The sequence below is a fragment of the Bradyrhizobium sp. SZCCHNR1043 genome (assembly GCF_032489675.1).
GTDB lineage: Bacteria > Pseudomonadota > Alphaproteobacteria > Rhizobiales > Xanthobacteraceae > Bradyrhizobium.
In genome coordinates, this window is the sequence record NZ_JAUEYN010000001.1 from 596,812 (window position 1) to 613,015 (window position 16,204).

Below are 16,204 nucleotides of genomic sequence, written 5' to 3' on the forward strand. Positions count from 1 at the left end.
GCGGCGAACGGGGCATCGATGCGCGGGGCATCTCAGGCCAAGCGGGGCAGGCGACGGTGCACCCGTGTACCCGGGGCGGCGCTGCTGGCCATCGTCGCCTTGGGTATGGCCGTCGCGTCTTCGCCGTGCGCCGCGCAGGCCGGCCTGCCGAGCATAGCCGCTAGCCCGACACCAACGCCGAGCCCATTGCCCAGTCCTGCACCCGGCGCGATCAGCTCCGAACGCTCGTCCGGCCAAACCGTGCTCGATCTCGGCTCGAGCTTCCTCGAACGGCTCGGCACCCAGGCCACGCAGGGCGTCACCCGGCTGCAGCGGAGCAATCCGGGGGGCGGGGGTGCGCCGGAGGCTTCGGAACAGGCTCGGTTCCGGACTTGGGGCGAGATGTATGGCGTGACGGTCCGCAGCAATGCGCAAGGCGACTTCGTTGGCGACAAGAGGACGACTTGGGGCGGTGTCGCCGGTATCGGCATGCGCCTCGTGCCGGGCGTGAACGTCGGACTATCCGTTGACCAGAGCCGGACCAGGGTCGATGTGCCGCTGGCGCTGCAATCGGCGACGCTCGATCTCACACAGTTCGGGTTCAACGCCTCGGTCGACCGGGGACCCTGGACCTGGGCGATCGCGATCGTCCATGGCTTCGGCGGGATCAATGCGCGGCGCGACACCAGCCTCGGTGCGGCGACGTCGGTCTACGGCGCCCACATCACGGGCGTGCTGAGCGAGCTCGACTACTACTGGAGCATCGGTGAGAGCCGGATCGTTCCGAAGCTCGCCTTCGAATACACCCGCGCCACGACCGCGGCATTCCAGGAATCGGGCGGGCTCGATCCGCTGTCGGTCAGCGGCACCTCGCTGGAGCGCGCCCGCGTTCTCGTCGGCGCCGAATTCGGCCGCTACTTCATCGTCGACGGCAGGGTCCTCGACGTCTCGGCCTATGGCAAGCTCGTCGACAATTTCAGCCAGAATCTCGGCGCGGTGACCGTGAGCCTCGGTCCGCAGAGCATCACGCTGCAGGGCCTTGGCGAGGGCCGTTACGGCGCCGACGCCGGCGCGGCACTGTCGCTATCCTTGAACCGAACGTCACGCCTCTATCTGAACTACGATGCGAAGCTGCGTTCGGCGCTGCAGTCGCATCAGGGGACGCTCGGCGTCGAGTTGAAGTGGTAGGTCGTCAGACCGGTTTCGGCGCGACGTAGCCGCCGAAGCCGACGACATCCCGCGCGGACGCCATCAGAGGCACGAGCTCCAGCGGATGGATGAACTCGTCCCGGAAGCAGGCATGGACCTTCGGATCGAAGATGCGCTTCAGCCAGTCGATGACGACCTTGTGCCGGTCGGAGTTGCGAAACTCCTTGTGATAGGTCAGCCACAGATCCATGTGGTAGTTGATGCCGAGATCGACCGGAACGAGCGGCGCCCCGAGCGCGACCGCCGATGTCGGCAGGAAGCCGATGCCGGCGCCGCGCTCGACCGCGTAGAGCACGGCAACGCTGGAATTGGTGGAGATGCCGACGATGCCCTCGAGCGACTCCAAGCCGAGGATGCGCGCATAGCCCGTCTCGTCGAGCTGCACGCCGTGCTGCTTGATGATGCGGTGGTTCTTGAGATCCGCCAGCGATGTCGGCAATCCATGTGCGTCGCGATAGGCTTCCGACACGAAGCCGTAGATGTGCAGACGGCCGAGCTTCACAACGATCACGTCGGGGTTGGTCGGCCGTTCGAACTGAATCGAGATGTCAGCCTCCAGCCGCGACACGTCGGCCTGCTGCATCGCGCAGCTCAGATCGACCGTGATCCTGCGATAGGTCTTCTGGAAATCGATCAGTCGCGGCAGGATCCAGAAATTGCCGGGGCCTTCGGTCACGGCGACGCGCACCGACCCTTGAGTGTCGGTCGACAGCGAGGCGCGCCGGAAGATGTTGAAGCTCAGCCGCTCCATCTGCTCGACGTCGAACAGCAACGATCGTCCCTCGTCGCTGAGCGACAGGCCGGATTGATCACGGATGAAGAGCTTGAATCCGAGCTCGTCCTCGAGCCGGTCGATCTTGCGCATCAGGGTTGTGCCGGTCAGTCCGAGAACATCCGCCGCGTTTCGGAAGCTGCGGTGACGTGTACAAAGCAGAAATGCTCTCAAATCCTCCCATGAAGGGTTAAGCGTTTCGTCAGACTTCCTGTGCTGCGTGGATGCAGCACCCCGATGCAAATGTTGCCGCATACACTCCAGCCCCGACAAGTATGATGACGTTATCAAAGCCAAGCTGGAAACATAGATGCAGAACCTGCACCGCGGAAGCACAGAATTCACGCTGCGACATCAGCTCGACGCGCTGCCGCGGACGGATCGGGTCACGGCTCAGGCGGTCACGCTCGATCGGCTCGGCGAGCTCGCGGCGCTCGCGCGCCGGGAAATACCGGGCGTTCGTGCCTCGGAACACGAACTTGCGGAGTTCTTGCGGCACGATCCGGACTCGATCTTCGCGCTCTACCGCGGCAGGAACTTGCTCGGCGGCATAGCCTTCCTCTATCTCAACTGCTCAGGCCTCGATGCGTTGCTCCTGGATGAGTTCAATTTGAATGATCCGCCGCGCAGATTTCTGGCGCGGCCGGACGAAGACGTAGCTGCCATCTATGTCTGGGCGCTCGTGGCGCAAGGGCGAGGAGCAATCGGCCTCGGCAACGTCGCGCAGGCGCTGCAAGGCGCGAGATTTCGCGCCGCCGATTACTACGCACAACCGTCGAGTCCGGAAGGGCGCGCGTTTCTCGGCGCACTCGGCTTCACGCCGGTTCCAAGCTTTCAGCCCGATCTCTGGTGGTATCAGCGGCCGTGGAACCGCCTGCCCGAGATGATCGCGCCTTCGATCCAGTCGATCACGAGTTTCGGACAAGGGAGCATCGCGGATGCAAAGCATTAGTTCGGCCAGGGCGGCAAAGACAAATCCGCGCGCGATCACGGTGCGCATCGCGCGTGATCCGAATGACCTCATGCTCGTCACGGCGATCCGCTCGGCGGTCTACCTGACCGAGCAGGATTGTCCGATGGAAGAGGAGTTCGACGGCAACGATCTGGTTGCAGCCCACTTCCTCGGTTTCGTCGGCAACGAGCCGGCTGGATGCGTGCGCGTGCGCTTCTTCGGCGACTTCGCCAAGGTCGAGCGGCTCGCGGTGCGCCATCAGTACAGGCGCTCGCGACTGTCGTTCAAGCTGGTTCGCGAGGCGCTCGACTATTGCAGGCGCAAGGGCTTCAAGAAGGCCTATGGCCACGCGCAGGATCGTCTCGTCGATTTCTGGGCGCATTTCGGCGCCAAGCCGCTCGGCCATAATCGCAAGCTCACCTTCTCGGATTTCTCATACACTGAGATGGTGCTGGACCTTGAGCCGTGCGACGACGCGATCACGCTCGACAGCGATCCCTACATGATCATTCGTCCGGAAGGGGACTGGGACCGGCCGGGCGTGCTCGATCTCTCGGCCGGCCGGCCGGCGTCCTCGCCCTTGCGCGACTTCGCCGCAGCGAGACAGTGATGTCGAGCCGAGATCTGTTCGGTGCCACCGAGGTGGATCCGCCGGTTCTCGTCTGCGCCGATCTGCAATGCGAATATCTCGCCGAGGGACGCAGGCATCTGATCGCCGATGGCGATGTCGTCACGGCGCGGTGCCGGCAGTTGATCGCGCTCTGGCGCGACAACCTGTGGCCGGTCGTCCATCTCAAGCGGATCGCACAGGCGGCCTGGTTCAATCCGGCCTCCAACCTGACGAACTGGCTTCCGGACTTCAAGCCGACCCCAGGGGAGCTTGCGTTCGAGCATCCACTGCCGTCGGCCTATAGCTCGGCTCGGTTCGCCGAGTACATGGCGAACATGCGCAGCATGCGCTGCGTGCTGCTCGGCTTCTCGCTGGACGAGACGATCCTCTCGACGGTGGTGGACGGTTTTCACCGCAGCCACCGCTATCAGGTGATCGGAGACGCCGTCGCATGCCGGCAGGCTTGTGCCGGCGACGCTGCGTTGTACAAGCTGGTTGTAACCAAGGTGATTGGCAATTTTGCCGGCGTCCTCGACAGTGCCGAGCTTATCGGCGCCGGCGGCCGGCTCGCGGTGTGACCGCGGCGGATATTGGCGGTATCATCCTGAGGCGAGTCGTTCGGCCAGATCGATAATCATACGGCGATCGGCCGGATCGCTGATCTTGTTGAACGCGACGACGAGGCGAAGGGCCTCGACGACGTGCAGGTCGACCGGATTCTCGCTGAGCAGCCGCAGCAGCTTCTGTTCCGGCGGTTCGCAATCGTCTTTGCTCACGCGGCAGCTCCAGGACCGAGACCACGACATGACCCGAGAGGAAGAGCTCAAAGAGCTGGCGAGCAGCCTCCAGGCGGCCATCGCGAAAGCGCGCCAGCTCAATCTGCCGACCAGCGCCTACATTCTTTCGATGGCTCTGGTTGAGGTGTCTCAGACAATCGAGGCGGAGTTGAGGGGGCAGACCAGCGCCGAATGATGGGCAGCATTATGGGCGGCCGTGCCGCCTGCTGCAATCAACTGGGCAAACTCCGGAAGACGTAGCCGCTGCGATGCCCGTCAGGCCCGGTCGACCCGGACGACGCGGCCCTTCTCGATCGCGAGCGCGAGCTTGCCATGCTTCAGCGCCAGCGCGGCCTCGCCGAACAGCTCGCGGCGCCAGCCCTGCAGCGCAGCAACGTCGGCATTGTCGTCGGCGGCGATCTGCTCGAGATCGTCGACGGTGGCGATGACCTTGCTCGCCACGGCATGGCGCTCCGAGGTCATGCGCAGAAGGACCTTGAGCAACTCGACGATCGCAGAGCCATTGGAGTTGTTGCGCGGCTTTTCCAGCTTGGGCAGGGCGGCGAGATCGCGCGCCAGCCCGCGCTGCACGGCGGCGACGATGTCGGAGCCCCATCTTGAGCGCTCGAAGCCCTTGGGCAGCGAGCGCAGATTGCCGAGCTTCTCGATCGTTGTCGGGGCATGGGTGGCGATGTCGCCGACCGCGTCGTCCTTCATCACGCGGCTGCGCGGCACGTCGCGGCTCTGCGCCTCCTGCTCGCGCCAGGCCGCGACCTCGATCAGCACCGCGAGCTCCTTCGGCTTGCGGACCCGCGTCTTCAGCCGCTCCCAGGCGCGCTCGGGATGGAAGTCGTAAGTCTTCGGCGAGGTCAGGATCTCCATCTCCTCGCTGACCCAGTCGCTCCGCCCGCGCTTCTTCAGGTCGGCATCGAGCGCGGCAAACACGTCGCGCAGATGGGTGACATCGGCCTCGGCGTAATGCGCCTGCTCCTTGGTCAGCGGCCGCCGCGACCAGTCGGTGAAGCGGTGGGTCTTGTCGGGGCGGTGGCCGGTGATGCGCTCGACCAGCTGGTCGTAGGCGATGCTGTCACCGTATCCCAGCACCATCGCGGCGACCTGGGTGTCGAAGATCGGGTGCGGCACGATGCCGGCGCGGTGCCAGATGATCTCGATGTCCTGGCGGGCGGCGTGGAAGACCTTCAGGACCTTCTCGTTCGCCATCAGCTCGAAGAAGGCTTTGAGATCGATGCCCTCGGCAAGGGCGTCGATCACCACGGCCTCGTCCGGGCTCGCCATCTGCACGACGCAGAGCAGGGGGTAGTAGGTGGTCTCCCGCAGGAACTCGGTATCGACGGTGACGACCGGGTGCTGGGCGAGGCGGGCGCAGGCGGCCGCGAGGTCCGCGGTGGTGGTGATCAAGTCCATGAACGATCCATGACGAGGCACTTACGCCGTCGTCCGAAAACGCTGACAAGTCAAGGGTGTCGGCAAAGGGGAAGGAACGAAATTCGTCCTCGCTTGTCGGCCCAATCCGCCCGGAACGCAAGCGCTCCGGTGTCAGCTGATCGCTCTATGGTTGACGATGGGCGGTCCGGGGTGGCCTCAGTGATGCCGGACGCGGCCCGACGGCCGCCGCGCCGAGGGCACGGCGAGCACGATCAGGCACAAGGCGATCATCGCCAGACCCATGAATTCGAACACCAGCGCGTCCACGTGCGCGACCTCCCGACTTGTTGCTTCAACTTGTCGGGGCTGCGTTGATCGTTTCTTAAGGACCCGGGCGTGACGCCGGCCATGGTGGACGCGAGGTTAAGGCAGGGAGCTTGCCGTTTACGTGCCGCAGAACGTCTGCAGCACGCGTTCCTGGGGCTGCGGCGGCTCGGCATAGGCGGCCTGGTCCGGCTGGTCGTCGTACGGCCGTGCCAGCACCGCATGAAGCTCCTCGAACGGCGCGTAGTCGTCGTTCTCGACCGCCGCGGTGATGACCGCCTCGATGCGGTGGTTGCGCGGGATGAAGGCCGGATTGACCTTGCGCATGGCCTCGCCCCGCTCCGCCGCCGTCTGCGGTTCCTCCGCGAGGCGCCGGCGCCAGCGCTGAGCCCATTCGTCGAAGTCCGTGGGATCCTCGAACAGGGCGCGGACCTCGCTGAGATCGCCGCTGCCGGCGGCGTCGCTGAGACGGCGGAACGTCAGCGTGAAATCGGCTCGGGCCGCCGCCATCGCATCGAATAATGCCTGCGCCAGCGGCTGGTCGCCCTCGCGTTGCATGAACAGGCCGAGCTTGCGGCGCAGCCCCGCCTGGTGCGCGTCGGTGAACTGGGCGGCAAAACCGTCGAGCGCCGCCTCGGCCTCCTTGATCGCCTGGTCCTTGTCGTCGCCGAACAGCGGCAGCAGGCATTCGGCGAGCCGGGTCAGGTTCCACATCGCGATGCGCGGCTGGTTGGCGAACGCATAGCGGCCGAACTCGTCGATCGAGGAGAACACCTGCTTCGGGTCATAGCCGTCCATGAAGGCGCAGGGGCCGTAATCGATGGTCTCGCCGGACACCGAAGTGTTGTCGGTGTTCATGACACCGTGGATGAAGCCGATTAGCAGCCAGTCCGCGACCAGCCGCGCCTGCCGCGTGATCACAGCGTCGAGCAGAGCGTGGTAGGGCCGCTCGGTTCCGGCGAGGTCCGGATAATGCCGGCTGATGACGTGGTCGGCGAGCCGGCGCACGGCGTCGGTGTCCTGGCGCGCGGCGAAATACTGGAACGTGCCGACCCGGATGTGGCTGGTCGCGACCCGCGTGAGCACCGCGCCGGGCAGCACCGTGCCGCGATAGACCTGCTCGCCGGTCACGACCGCCGCCAGCGACCGGGTGGTCGGGATGCCGAGCGCCGCCATCGCCTCGCTGACGATGTATTCGCGCAGCACCGGCCCCAGCGCGGCGCGGCCGTCGCCGCGGCGCGAGAACGGGGTCGGCCCCGAGCCCTTGAGCTGGATGTCGCGGCGCACGCCGTTGCGGTCGACCACCTCGCCAAGCAGGACCGCCCGGCCGTCGCCGAGCTGCGGCACGAAATGCCCGAACTGGTGGCCGGCATAGGCCATCGCGATCGGCTCGGCACCCTCGGGCACGGTCTTGCCGGCCAGGATCTCGGCGCCCTCCGGCGTCTCCAGCTCGGCCGGGTTCAGCCCCAACTCCGCGGCGAGAGGCCGGTTCAGCTTGATGAGACGAGGCGCTGCGACGGGGGTCGGCGCCACCCGGGCAAAGAAATTGTCCGGCAGCGTGGCGTAGGAGTTCTGGAAGGGGAAATGTACGGTCATGGCTCCAAGATAGGCGGGGGGCGGCCGTTTTTCGAGCCCAAACGGCCGTCAGATGAGCGTTTCAGCGCCTGCTCAATTCGGCATCGGGGTCGACGTTGCAGTGAGGGCCAGGGCGGGCGGCCTTTTCCGCTGCGAAGCCGAAAAGGCCGTTCCTGCGGTTGCCGCGCCGGGGCGGCTCGGCTAAACCCTGCGCGCATTCGGAGCGCGCCTTTAAGGGCTGCGCCGATTCCTTCTCCTCACGACGACCATTCAGGACGACCATGCATCGCTACCGGACCCACACCTGCGGCGCGCTCCGCGAGAGCAACATCGGAGAGACGGTCCGGCTGTCCGGCTGGTGCCATCGCATCCGCGACCATGGCGGCGTCCTGTTCGTCGACCTGCGCGACCATTACGGCATCACCCAATGCGTGGTCGATCCGGACTCGCCGGCGTTCAGCCTGGCCGAGAAGCTGCGCTCGGAATGGGTCGTGCGCATGGAGGGCAAGGTGCGCCGCCGCCCGGCCGGCGCCGACAACAAGAGCACCGACAATGACGATCTGCCGACCGGCAAGATCGAGCTGTACGTGTCCGACATCGAGGTGCTCGGCCCCGCGGACGAGCTGCCGCTGCCGGTGTTCGGCGAGCAGGAGTACCCCGAGGACATCCGGCTGAAATACCGCTTCCTCGACCTGCGTCGCGAGAAGCTGCACCAGAACATCATGACGCGCGGCGCGATCATCGATTCGATGCGCCGGCGCATGAAGGAGCAGGGCTTCTTCGAATTCCAGACGCCGATCCTGACCGCGTCGTCGCCGGAGGGCGCGCGCGACTTCCTGGTGCCGTCGCGCATCCATCCCGGCAAGTTCTACGCGCTGCCGCAGGCGCCGCAGCAGTACAAGCAGCTGCTGATGATGTCGGGCTTCGACCGCTACTTCCAGATCGCGCCGTGCTTCCGCGACGAGGATCCGCGCGCCGACCGCCTGCCGGGCGAGTTCTACCAGCTCGACGTCGAGATGAGCTTCGTCGAGCAGGAGGATGTGTTCGCGGCGATGGAGCCGGTCATCACCGGGGTGTTCGAGGACTTCGCCAAGGGCAAGCCGGTGACCAAGGGTTGGCCGCGCATCCCGTTCGCCGAGGCGATCCGCAAATACGGCTCCGACAAGCCTGATCTGCGCAACCCGATCGAGATGGCCGACGTTTCCGAGCACTTCCGCGGCTCCGGCTTCAAGGTGTTCGCGCGCATGCTCGAGGACCCCAAGAACCAGGTCTGGGCGATCCCGGCACCCGGTGGCGGCAGCCGCGCCTTCTGCGACCGCATGAACTCGTGGGCGCAGGGCGAGGGCCAGCCCGGCCTCGGCTACATCATGTGGCGCGAGGGCGGCGAGGGCGCAGGCCCGCTCGCCAACAACATCGGTCCGGAGCGCACGGCTGCGATCCGCAGCCAGCTCGGCACCAAGGAGGGCGACGCTGCATTCTTCGTCGCCGGCGATCCCGACAAGTTCTGGAAGTTCGCAGGCCTCGCCCGCAACAAGGTCGCCGATGAGCTGAACCTGTCCGACAAGGATCAGTTCAAGCTGGCCTGGATCGTCGACTTCCCGATGTACGAGTACAACGAGGACGACAAGAAGGTCGACTTCTCGCACAACCCGTTCTCCATGCCGCAGGGCGGCCTGGAGGCGCTGCAGACGCAGGACCCGCTGACCATCAAGGCGTTCCAGTACGACATCACCTGCAACGGCTACGAGATCGCCTCCGGCGGCATCCGCAACCATAAGCCGGCGGCGATGGTGAAGGCGTTCGAGATCGCAGGTTACGGCGAGCAGGAGGTGGTCGACCGCTTCGGCGGCATGTACCGCGCCTTCCAGTATGGCGCCCCGCCGCATGGCGGCATGGCCGCCGGCGTCGACCGCATCGTGATGCTGCTCTGCGGCACCACCAACCTGCGCGAGATCTCGCTGTTCCCGATGAACCAGCAGGCCATGGACCTGCTGATGGGCGCGCCGTCGGAAGCCAGCACGAAGCAGCTGCGCGAGCTGCACATCAAAACCAACCTGCCGAACAAGTAGTTCGGCGGACTGAGGTTGATGCTCGAATCTTCGTCATTGCGAGCGCAGCGAAGCAATCCGGGGTGCCACGAGGACTCTGGATTGCTTCGTCGCCTGCGGCTCCTTGCAATGACGATCGTGTGGGGATCGCAGAGCGGTCGTCACGGGTCGCGCATCGTTCACGCGACCGAACGGCCCGGCAGCATCCGTGTCAGGACGCCGTCGCGGCGGACGACGTGATGAAACAGCGCGGCCGCGACGTGCAGGGCCACCACGATCCACGCGATCCATTTGCCGACGACATGGTGGATTGCGTCGACCGGCGGCTCGAACGCCTCCCAGCTGATCCCCCAGCGCGTCTCGATCCAGCCGAATAGCGCCGTCTCACGGAAGTTCGGCAGCGCGAACGCTCCGAAGTCGGTGGCGGCATCGGTGCCGATATAGCCGGTCAGCGGCATCAGGATCAGCAGCACGTACAATCCCCAATGCGCGGCGTGCGCGAGCCACGCCTCGGCATGTGATGCATGCGGCTGATCGGGCTGAACGTTGACGAGCCGCCACAGCAGGCGAGGCAGGACGGACAGGCCGACGATCATGCCCAGCACCCAATGGACGTTGAGCACGGGCAAGGCGTCCGGGGAAGTATCGTCCATGAACCAGATGACATAGTACACGACGGCATAGGCCGCGATGAAGGCCGCGGCGCCGGTCCAGTGGAAGAGCTTGGCGATCGCACCGAACTCCATCGTCGTATTCTTCCATGGCATCACGAACCTCTTCCCACCGCTATGAGCTGCGATCTGCTGCTATCGCCAAAATCGGCAGCGAGCCAGCGATGGGCCGGCGGATCAGGACGCTTCTCCCGTCAATTCAGTCTCACCTCGTCGTTATCGGATGCTGAGCTGCGGCATGTCGTCGCCGGTGACTCGAGACTGCGGCGCAAGATGACCCAGCCTTGAAGGCGTCGCCCGGCATTTGACGGTCTCGCGTTAATGCTGGTTAAGACTGCGAACAACTTCGTCCGGGCATCCCGATGGCGTCCAGGCGGCTCCGGAGACGCCTCGCGCATCGCGCTGAGCTCTTCGACCGGCCGGTGAAGCCGGTCGCCATGCCCCGCGGCAAACTGTTGATTCTGAGAACTAATCGTTCGTGCCGCCTGTTAGTTCGGCGGGTTGCGCGACACGGCGCGAAACACGATCGAGCGGTGCGCCCCGCTATGAGTTCCAGGCGACCGCGATCGGCCGAATGGATATTGCGGTGTCATGCAACCTGTCTTTAATAGGAAGCCTGTCTGACTCATGGTGTGAACTTAGCCAACCAATCACAAGAAGACGGATAGTTCAAAATGACCGTTCGCTGGTGTGCGCTCCTTCTCGGAACCTGCTTCTTCGTCCCTGCCGCCTCCGCTGCTCCCATTTCCCCCGATGTCGTTCGTGATCTCGCCGCCCGCGTCGGTCCGGTCGTCGGCCAGGCCGCGACGTGCCGCGAGATCGCCCAGGGGCGCGTCCAGACCATCATCGATCAGTTCAGCGAAGTGATCCGCCAGGGCTCGTCGAACGGCGGCGAGCGCGATGGACTCATTCGCACCTTCAACAGCTACATCGCCGAGGGCCGCGGCCGGGTCGCGTCCTCGCAGGTCAGCTGTCAGACCGCAGAACGCCAATTGGCGGAGCTGGAGCGGTCGCTCAGCCAGCAGCAGTCGGCGGCTCCGTCGCTGTCCTTCGCGCTGGCGCCCTCGACCGCAGCCGCGTCGACGCAGCCCACGGCCAACCTGCCGCCTCCGCTTCCGCACGGCGTCAGCGACACCGAGATCCGGTTCGGCACCGTCATCCCGTTCTCCGGAGTCCGCAAGGAGTCCGCGCGCCAGATGAAGCTCGGCATCGAGACCGCCTTCAATCGCGCCAACGACGCCGGCGGGATCAACGGCCGCAAGCTGCGGCTGATCGCTGCCGACGACGGCTATGATCCCACGCGGACGCTGGGTGCGATGACGCAGCTCTACGAGAAGGACCAGGTGTTCGGCTATATCGGCAACATGGGCACCGCCAACAACGCGGTGGCGATCCCCTACGCGCTGGAGCGCCGCGCGCTGTTCTTCGCGCCGTACAGCGGCTCCGCCGTCGTCCGCCGCGATCCGCCCGACCGCTACGTCTTCAACTATCGTGCGAGCTATGCGGAAGAGACCGCGGCGATCGTGCGCTACCTGATGAAGGTCAAGCGCATCCCGGCGAAGCAGATCGCCGTATTCGCGCAGAACGACGCCTATGGCGACGACGGCGCCAACGGCGTCGCCAAGGCATTCCGCGCGCTCGGCATCACCGATCCGATCATCCGCTACGGCTTCCCGCGCGGCTCGCTGGACGTCGACGAGGCCGTCGGCAAGCTGAAGGCGCAGACCAAGCCACCGATCAAGGCCGTGATCATGATCGCGACCGACCGCGCCGCGGCGAAATTCATCGAGAAGACCCACGAGGCGGTTCCAGGGCTGATCTACGCCAACATCTCGGCGGTCGGATCGTCGTCGCTCGCCGCGGAGCTGAAGCTGCTCGGCTCGAAATACACCAATGGGGTCATCGTCACGCAGGGCGTTCCATCGGTCGCCGGCTATTCGAGCCTGGTGCTCGACTACAAGACCGCGCTGGAAAAGTACTTCCCCGGCGAGGCGCCGGACTACACCTCGCTCGAGGGCTTCATCTCGGCGAGCATCCTGATCCAGGCGCTGAAGCAGACAACGCCGCTCGAGACCGAGCGGCTGGTCGACACGCTGGAGTCGATGCAGAGCATCGACCTCGGGCTCGGCAGCAAGCTCTCCTTCGGACGCGCCGAGCACCAGGCCTCGCACAAGATCTGGGGCACCGCGCTCGACGAGACCGGCACCTACCAGGCGATCGAGCTGGAATGACGGGCGGGGGGCGGCACGACGCAGCCGAGCTTGTCGTCCCCCGTCAGCGCCGCAGTGCAAACGACGTCCCCCGGCCGGCTTGTGGCCGGCCGGGCGACACGGATCCGACCTCGAGACCATGGTGAGCCGGAACTGTTCGACGGATACTTCATTGACTTGCAGGCGCAACAACCGTGAGCGACCGCAATGTCCATGCGAACACAGATTTCGGCGATGGTCTTCATGATGGTTCAGGCCGTGCTGTTCGGTGCGGGAGTTCTGACGATTCTTCTTACGCCGCTCAGCAATCACGCGATGCTCGCAATGGCGGTCATGATTGCCCTGAGCGTGGTGCTGTCAGCCATCGTCTCGTGGCAGATCGCACCGCGGCTGCGCGCGCGATATTGGCGCCGGCGTGGAATCAACCACGATATGATCTCGGGCTAACGCCAGAGAGCAACCGGCGACCGCCCTGGCTCAGCCTCCCAGCTATCTTCTGCGTCCGGTTGTCATCTGCTCTGCGGTGCAGCATCGAAAGAGCAGGTGTCGTTCGAACCAACGCTGACCCGCACGGTTAGACAGCCTTCTCTTGGAGGATGAACCATGCGCGTTCCGACAGCAGCGACCGTCCTATTGATATCCTCTTGTCTCCTCTCCGCGGGAGCGTCCGCTCAGCAGGCCGACAGCACGCCGGGAACCGGCCAAACCCAGGCCGTTCCGGTGCAGCCGGAACGTACGCCCCAGCAGTCGGACCGGGCTCGTGAACGCGAGCGCCAGAGTGCCGAAGACACGCGGGTGAACCGCGACTGGACGGCACAGCAGCGCGACGACGACCGCATGGGCATGGATCGCATGGACATGGATCGGATGCGCCAGCACCGCATGGGCCGGATGATGGATCAGGACATGGATCATCGCACCACGGGCCGAAACGCGCGAATGCAGCGCGATGATGACGACATGGATCGTCGCGCGCGCAGCTCCGAGGGGGATCGGCCCTACCGGCGCGTCAAGATCTGCTACGAATACGAGAACGGCGACGAGCTCTGCCGCTATCGCGATTAGCCTGGCAAAGGCGGCCGCAACGCATCGGCTTGCGTGTGCCGGCGCCACAAGCGCCGGCGTGCTGCGGCACGTTTGTTTGGAAGTATAATTTGTGTTGGAAGCGCAACTTCGCGCCAGCTGATCTTGGCGTCAGCTCGTGCGCCGCGCCAACAACAGTGCGCCGCCCAGGCTGCACATGACGGCGCCTGATGCCTGCCGCATCCGCGTCACGAGGCTCGGCCGGTGGGCGAGACGATGCCGCGCCTTGGCGGCCCAGAACGTCACGACCAGGTCGACGCTGGTGTTGAGCGTTACCGAGATCAGCCCGAGCACGACGAACTGCGCGCCGACGTGCCCTGCAGGATCGACGAATTGCGGAATGAAGGCGAGGAAGAACGCCGCCGTCTTCGGGTTCAGCGCCTCGACAATGATGCCCTCGCGAAACGCGCGCCGGCTGCCGGTCGGCGTCACCTCGGCCGGCTGGGTGACCCGGGCCTCACGCCAGGTCTTGATGCCGAGCCAGATGAGATAGAAAGCACCGGCGATCTTCAGTGCGGTGAACGCTTCCGCGCTCGCCATCATCAGCGCGGACAGCCCGACCGCGCCGGCGAACACGTGCACGAGGCCACCGAGCCCGAGCCCCACGCTGGACGCCAGCCCCTCGCTCCGCCCGCCGGCCAGCGTGCGCGCCACGATGTAGAAGATGCCCGGCCCCGGCGTCAGCGCGACGATCAGCGCGGCGGAGACGAACAGCAGTAAAGTTTGGAGTTCGAGCATGCGGGTGTCTTTATCGGGGAGGGCAAGCGTTTATCGGTCTACCCGCCAGGCGAGGCAAAACCTGTTTGGCGACGACGTCTCATCCTCACGGAAAGGATGACTGCCGGCGCGATAGCGTCGATTATCGAGAGTTTGTCAGGTTAGCCTTGGGACGAGCACACGTGAAATTGGCTTGGTTGCATACCCAGATCTCTGCGTCTTTGATTGCACCACACGTAAGTGGAGAAGCTAGTTTCTCTCTTTGAATGCATGTTGCCGACTCCCTCCTAGCGTCGTCGCAAACCTTCATTGCCTCAATACACGCGAGCGACGTTTGAGCGCTAGACTGACACGCTGCGCACGTCAGAAAGATAAAAAGCAGCAAACGAGAGGGCATATATAGAACTCAGGGCATGTTTGGTTCGGTCGAGGCGGCCGGAGCGATATCAATCCAGGCGAGCAAATGTTATCTCGCTCTCACCGAAATTGGCTCCGTCGATATTATCGGTACCGTAGCGATTAAACGACATATTAACCTGTAATCCGACGACAATCTTCCCATCTCGGTTCAGATGAACCTTGGTGGAGCCCGAGTACGGGGCACGAATTTCGTCTGAAAACAAGGCGTCTCCCCCGCGGCCTATTGAGACGGCAGAGCTATCCTCATTCGCGGGCGTTATCGTGTACTTGAAGACAGGACGGCATCCGTAGCCCCCATCTCCAATGCCTTGGATAGTAGTGGTGACGACAACAAGATACGTGCCAGGCTTCAATCGTTCAGTTACTGCTTCTTTTGGGCTTTTGCCCGGTCCAAAGTGACCGGCTTGAAGCTTCACCGCTTCTTGTGTTTTACAATCTCTGCAAGTGACTGGTTGGGTTTCGGCGGGTAGTGAGAGGACGCCGCGAGTTCCGTTCCTGATGTTTATAGCGAGATAAAACGGGTCGCTGCGGCTTCGTTCGAAGAGCAAGCTTGTCCATTTTTGCGCGAACTGCCTCGGTATTGGATTGATTGGCTTCGCACCGACAAGCTGCACGTTTGCAGTTACGCCGGGTTTCCCCTCCGCTCCTGCTTTCCAATACGCGTCCACTGCGACTTTGTTTGCCGATAGGAAGGATGTCCTCAAGACCAGAGTTTCTTGCACCGAATTTTCGATGCATTTGCTCCAGGCATCGATGGCAGCTGTTTGTGTCGAGGAGATCGCAACGTCACGACTGATGGTCTGTGAATAATTGTAATGATATCGCTTGTTCAGTTCGATGCGGCGCTCGGTGTATTTCTTCCAGTCGCCGTCAAATTTTAGATCGTCGTCGCCAACAGGTATCGACAGTTTGACGCCGGCACTGTTGCTCACTGAATCGAAGGTCTTTTGATCTACTGTGTTTGAGATGGCGAGTGCCAAGTTAAGATTGCTTCGATCGACGAAGGTGTCTTTGACCAGAACGGAATCGCACGCGACTAGTTGGTCTGCGGCTAAGGCCGATTGGCTTCCGCCGCACAAGGTTGCAAGAACGGATCCGACGACAATTGCTCGCATTAGAAATTCTCCCAATATCAGTAGAGCGACAAGCGCCAAAAAACCTTCCAATCATGCATCGATAGGGGTGGGTTTTGCAAGTGGTGAATGTGGTGCGATCGAAGTCGTTTTGAGATGTCTAAGATCGTTGAATGATGGGTCTTCTTTCCCTGGGATCAGAGTAGTTGCGTGGTTCGCAACGCAGCACGACTTGCAGTTTTTCAGCAGTCGGGCAATTCCCGCATCCCCATCATGCGCAAACTGCCCGTCGTGTTAGTTTGTCGCAATCATTCCGCTTGCACCGTCGAGGCTGGGCAAGAACTCAGTGTTCACGGTAAGATTTGGGGGCATGACGAATCGGCCGTTCAAGAGCGGCGA

General features: G+C 63.9%; 18 protein-coding genes. 10 read left to right on the top strand and 8 right to left on the bottom strand.

Annotated features, from left to right (window positions below):
* Window positions 1–18: 18 nt before the first annotated feature.
* Window positions 19–1,167, top strand: a complete 1,149-nt coding sequence (locus QX039_RS02575) for an autotransporter outer membrane beta-barrel domain-containing protein (RefSeq protein WP_315739427.1) — start codon at window positions 19–21, stop codon at window positions 1,165–1,167.
* Window positions 1,168–1,171: 4 nt separating this feature from the next.
* Here QX039_RS02575 and QX039_RS02580 read toward each other — a convergent pair whose 3' ends face one another.
* The gene (locus QX039_RS02580; RefSeq protein WP_315739428.1) at window positions 1,172–2,215 is read right to left on the bottom strand and encodes a LysR family transcriptional regulator; all 1,044 of its coding nucleotides are present in this window, start codon (window positions 2,213–2,215) and stop codon (window positions 1,172–1,174) included.
* 55 nt (window positions 2,216–2,270) lie between these two features.
* On the opposite strand from QX039_RS02580, the gene QX039_RS02585 reads away from it, so the two are divergent.
* The 3 genes from QX039_RS02585 to QX039_RS02595 are packed head-to-tail and all read left to right on the top strand — an operon-like array spanning window position 2,271 to window position 4,100.
* Entirely contained in the window at window positions 2,271–2,912 is a 642-nt protein-coding gene (locus QX039_RS02585; RefSeq protein WP_315739429.1) for a hypothetical protein, read from the top strand.
* Window positions 2,899–3,522, top strand: a complete 624-nt coding sequence (locus QX039_RS02590) for a GNAT family N-acetyltransferase (protein WP_315739430.1) — start codon at window positions 2,899–2,901, stop codon at window positions 3,520–3,522. The genes QX039_RS02585 and QX039_RS02590 overlap by 14 nt, the downstream gene beginning before the upstream one ends.
* Complete coding sequence (locus QX039_RS02595; RefSeq protein WP_315739431.1) at window positions 3,522–4,100, top strand: isochorismatase family protein; 579 nt, start codon at window positions 3,522–3,524, stop codon at window positions 4,098–4,100. Before QX039_RS02590 ends, QX039_RS02595 begins: the two co-directional genes overlap by 1 nt.
* Window positions 4,101–4,121: 21 nt before the next feature.
* On the opposite strand, the gene QX039_RS02600 is transcribed toward QX039_RS02595, so the two are convergent.
* Window positions 4,122–4,298: a hypothetical protein gene (locus QX039_RS02600; RefSeq protein ID WP_315739432.1), complete on the bottom strand. Its 177-nt coding sequence runs from the start codon at window positions 4,296–4,298 to the stop codon at window positions 4,122–4,124.
* Window positions 4,299–4,326: 28 nt separating this feature from the next.
* Between QX039_RS02600 and QX039_RS02605 the strand changes: the two genes are divergently transcribed.
* The gene (locus QX039_RS02605; protein ID WP_315739433.1) at window positions 4,327–4,494 is read left to right on the top strand and encodes a hypothetical protein; all 168 of its coding nucleotides are present in this window, start codon (window positions 4,327–4,329) and stop codon (window positions 4,492–4,494) included.
* Between the two features lie 80 nt (window positions 4,495–4,574).
* Here the strand turns inward: QX039_RS02605 and rnd are convergent, their stop codons facing one another.
* The 3 genes from rnd to QX039_RS02620 form a co-directional block, all read right to left on the bottom strand.
* Window positions 4,575–5,723, bottom strand: a complete 1,149-nt coding sequence (gene rnd, locus QX039_RS02610; RefSeq protein WP_315771023.1) for a ribonuclease D — start codon at window positions 5,721–5,723, stop codon at window positions 4,575–4,577.
* Window positions 5,724–6,128: 405 nt separating this feature from the next.
* The gene (locus tag QX039_RS02615) at window positions 6,129–7,604 is read right to left on the bottom strand and encodes a protein adenylyltransferase SelO (RefSeq protein ID WP_315739435.1); all 1,476 of its coding nucleotides are present in this window, start codon (window positions 7,602–7,604) and stop codon (window positions 6,129–6,131) included.
* Window positions 7,605–7,665: 61 nt separating this feature from the next.
* Entirely contained in the window at window positions 7,666–7,866 is a 201-nt protein-coding gene (locus tag QX039_RS02620; protein ID WP_315739436.1) for a hypothetical protein, read from the bottom strand.
* Between QX039_RS02620 and aspS the strand changes: the two genes are divergently transcribed.
* Window positions 7,865–9,652, top strand: a complete 1,788-nt coding sequence (aspS, locus tag QX039_RS02625) for an aspartate--tRNA ligase (RefSeq protein ID WP_315739438.1) — start codon at window positions 7,865–7,867, stop codon at window positions 9,650–9,652. The genes QX039_RS02620 and aspS overlap by 2 nt on opposite strands.
* A 158-nt stretch (window positions 9,653–9,810) precedes the next feature.
* On the opposite strand, the gene QX039_RS02630 is transcribed toward aspS, so the two are convergent.
* The gene (locus QX039_RS02630) at window positions 9,811–10,398 is read right to left on the bottom strand and encodes a cytochrome b (protein WP_315739439.1); all 588 of its coding nucleotides are present in this window, start codon (window positions 10,396–10,398) and stop codon (window positions 9,811–9,813) included.
* Window positions 10,399–10,976: 578 nt separating this feature from the next.
* Between QX039_RS02630 and QX039_RS02635 the strand changes: the two genes are divergently transcribed.
* The 3 genes from QX039_RS02635 to QX039_RS02645 all read left to right on the top strand — a co-directional run bounded on the left by QX039_RS02635 (window position 10,977) and on the right by QX039_RS02645 (window position 13,577).
* Window positions 10,977–12,533, top strand: coding sequence for an ABC transporter substrate-binding protein (locus QX039_RS02635; RefSeq protein WP_315739440.1), 1,557 nt, complete (start codon window positions 10,977–10,979; stop codon window positions 12,531–12,533).
* 222 nt (window positions 12,534–12,755) lie between these two features.
* Complete coding sequence (locus QX039_RS02640; RefSeq protein WP_316219505.1) at window positions 12,756–12,959, top strand: hypothetical protein; 204 nt, start codon at window positions 12,756–12,758, stop codon at window positions 12,957–12,959.
* Between the two features lie 156 nt (window positions 12,960–13,115).
* Window positions 13,116–13,577: a hypothetical protein gene (locus QX039_RS02645; RefSeq protein ID WP_315739443.1), complete on the top strand. Its 462-nt coding sequence runs from the start codon at window positions 13,116–13,118 to the stop codon at window positions 13,575–13,577.
* 129 nt (window positions 13,578–13,706) lie between these two features.
* On the opposite strand, the gene QX039_RS02650 is transcribed toward QX039_RS02645, so the two are convergent.
* Window positions 13,707–14,333: a LysE family translocator gene (locus QX039_RS02650; RefSeq protein ID WP_315739444.1), complete on the bottom strand. Its 627-nt coding sequence runs from the start codon at window positions 14,331–14,333 to the stop codon at window positions 13,707–13,709.
* A gap of 425 nt (window positions 14,334–14,758) precedes the next feature.
* Window positions 14,759–15,847: a hypothetical protein gene (locus QX039_RS02655; protein ID WP_315739445.1), complete on the bottom strand. Its 1,089-nt coding sequence runs from the start codon at window positions 15,845–15,847 to the stop codon at window positions 14,759–14,761.
* Window positions 15,848–16,015: 168 nt separating this feature from the next.
* Here QX039_RS02655 and QX039_RS02660 point away from each other — a divergent pair.
* Window positions 16,016–16,204, top strand: a 189-nt coding sequence (locus QX039_RS02660; protein WP_315739446.1) for a hypothetical protein, incomplete at its 3' end; no start/stop codon positions are given.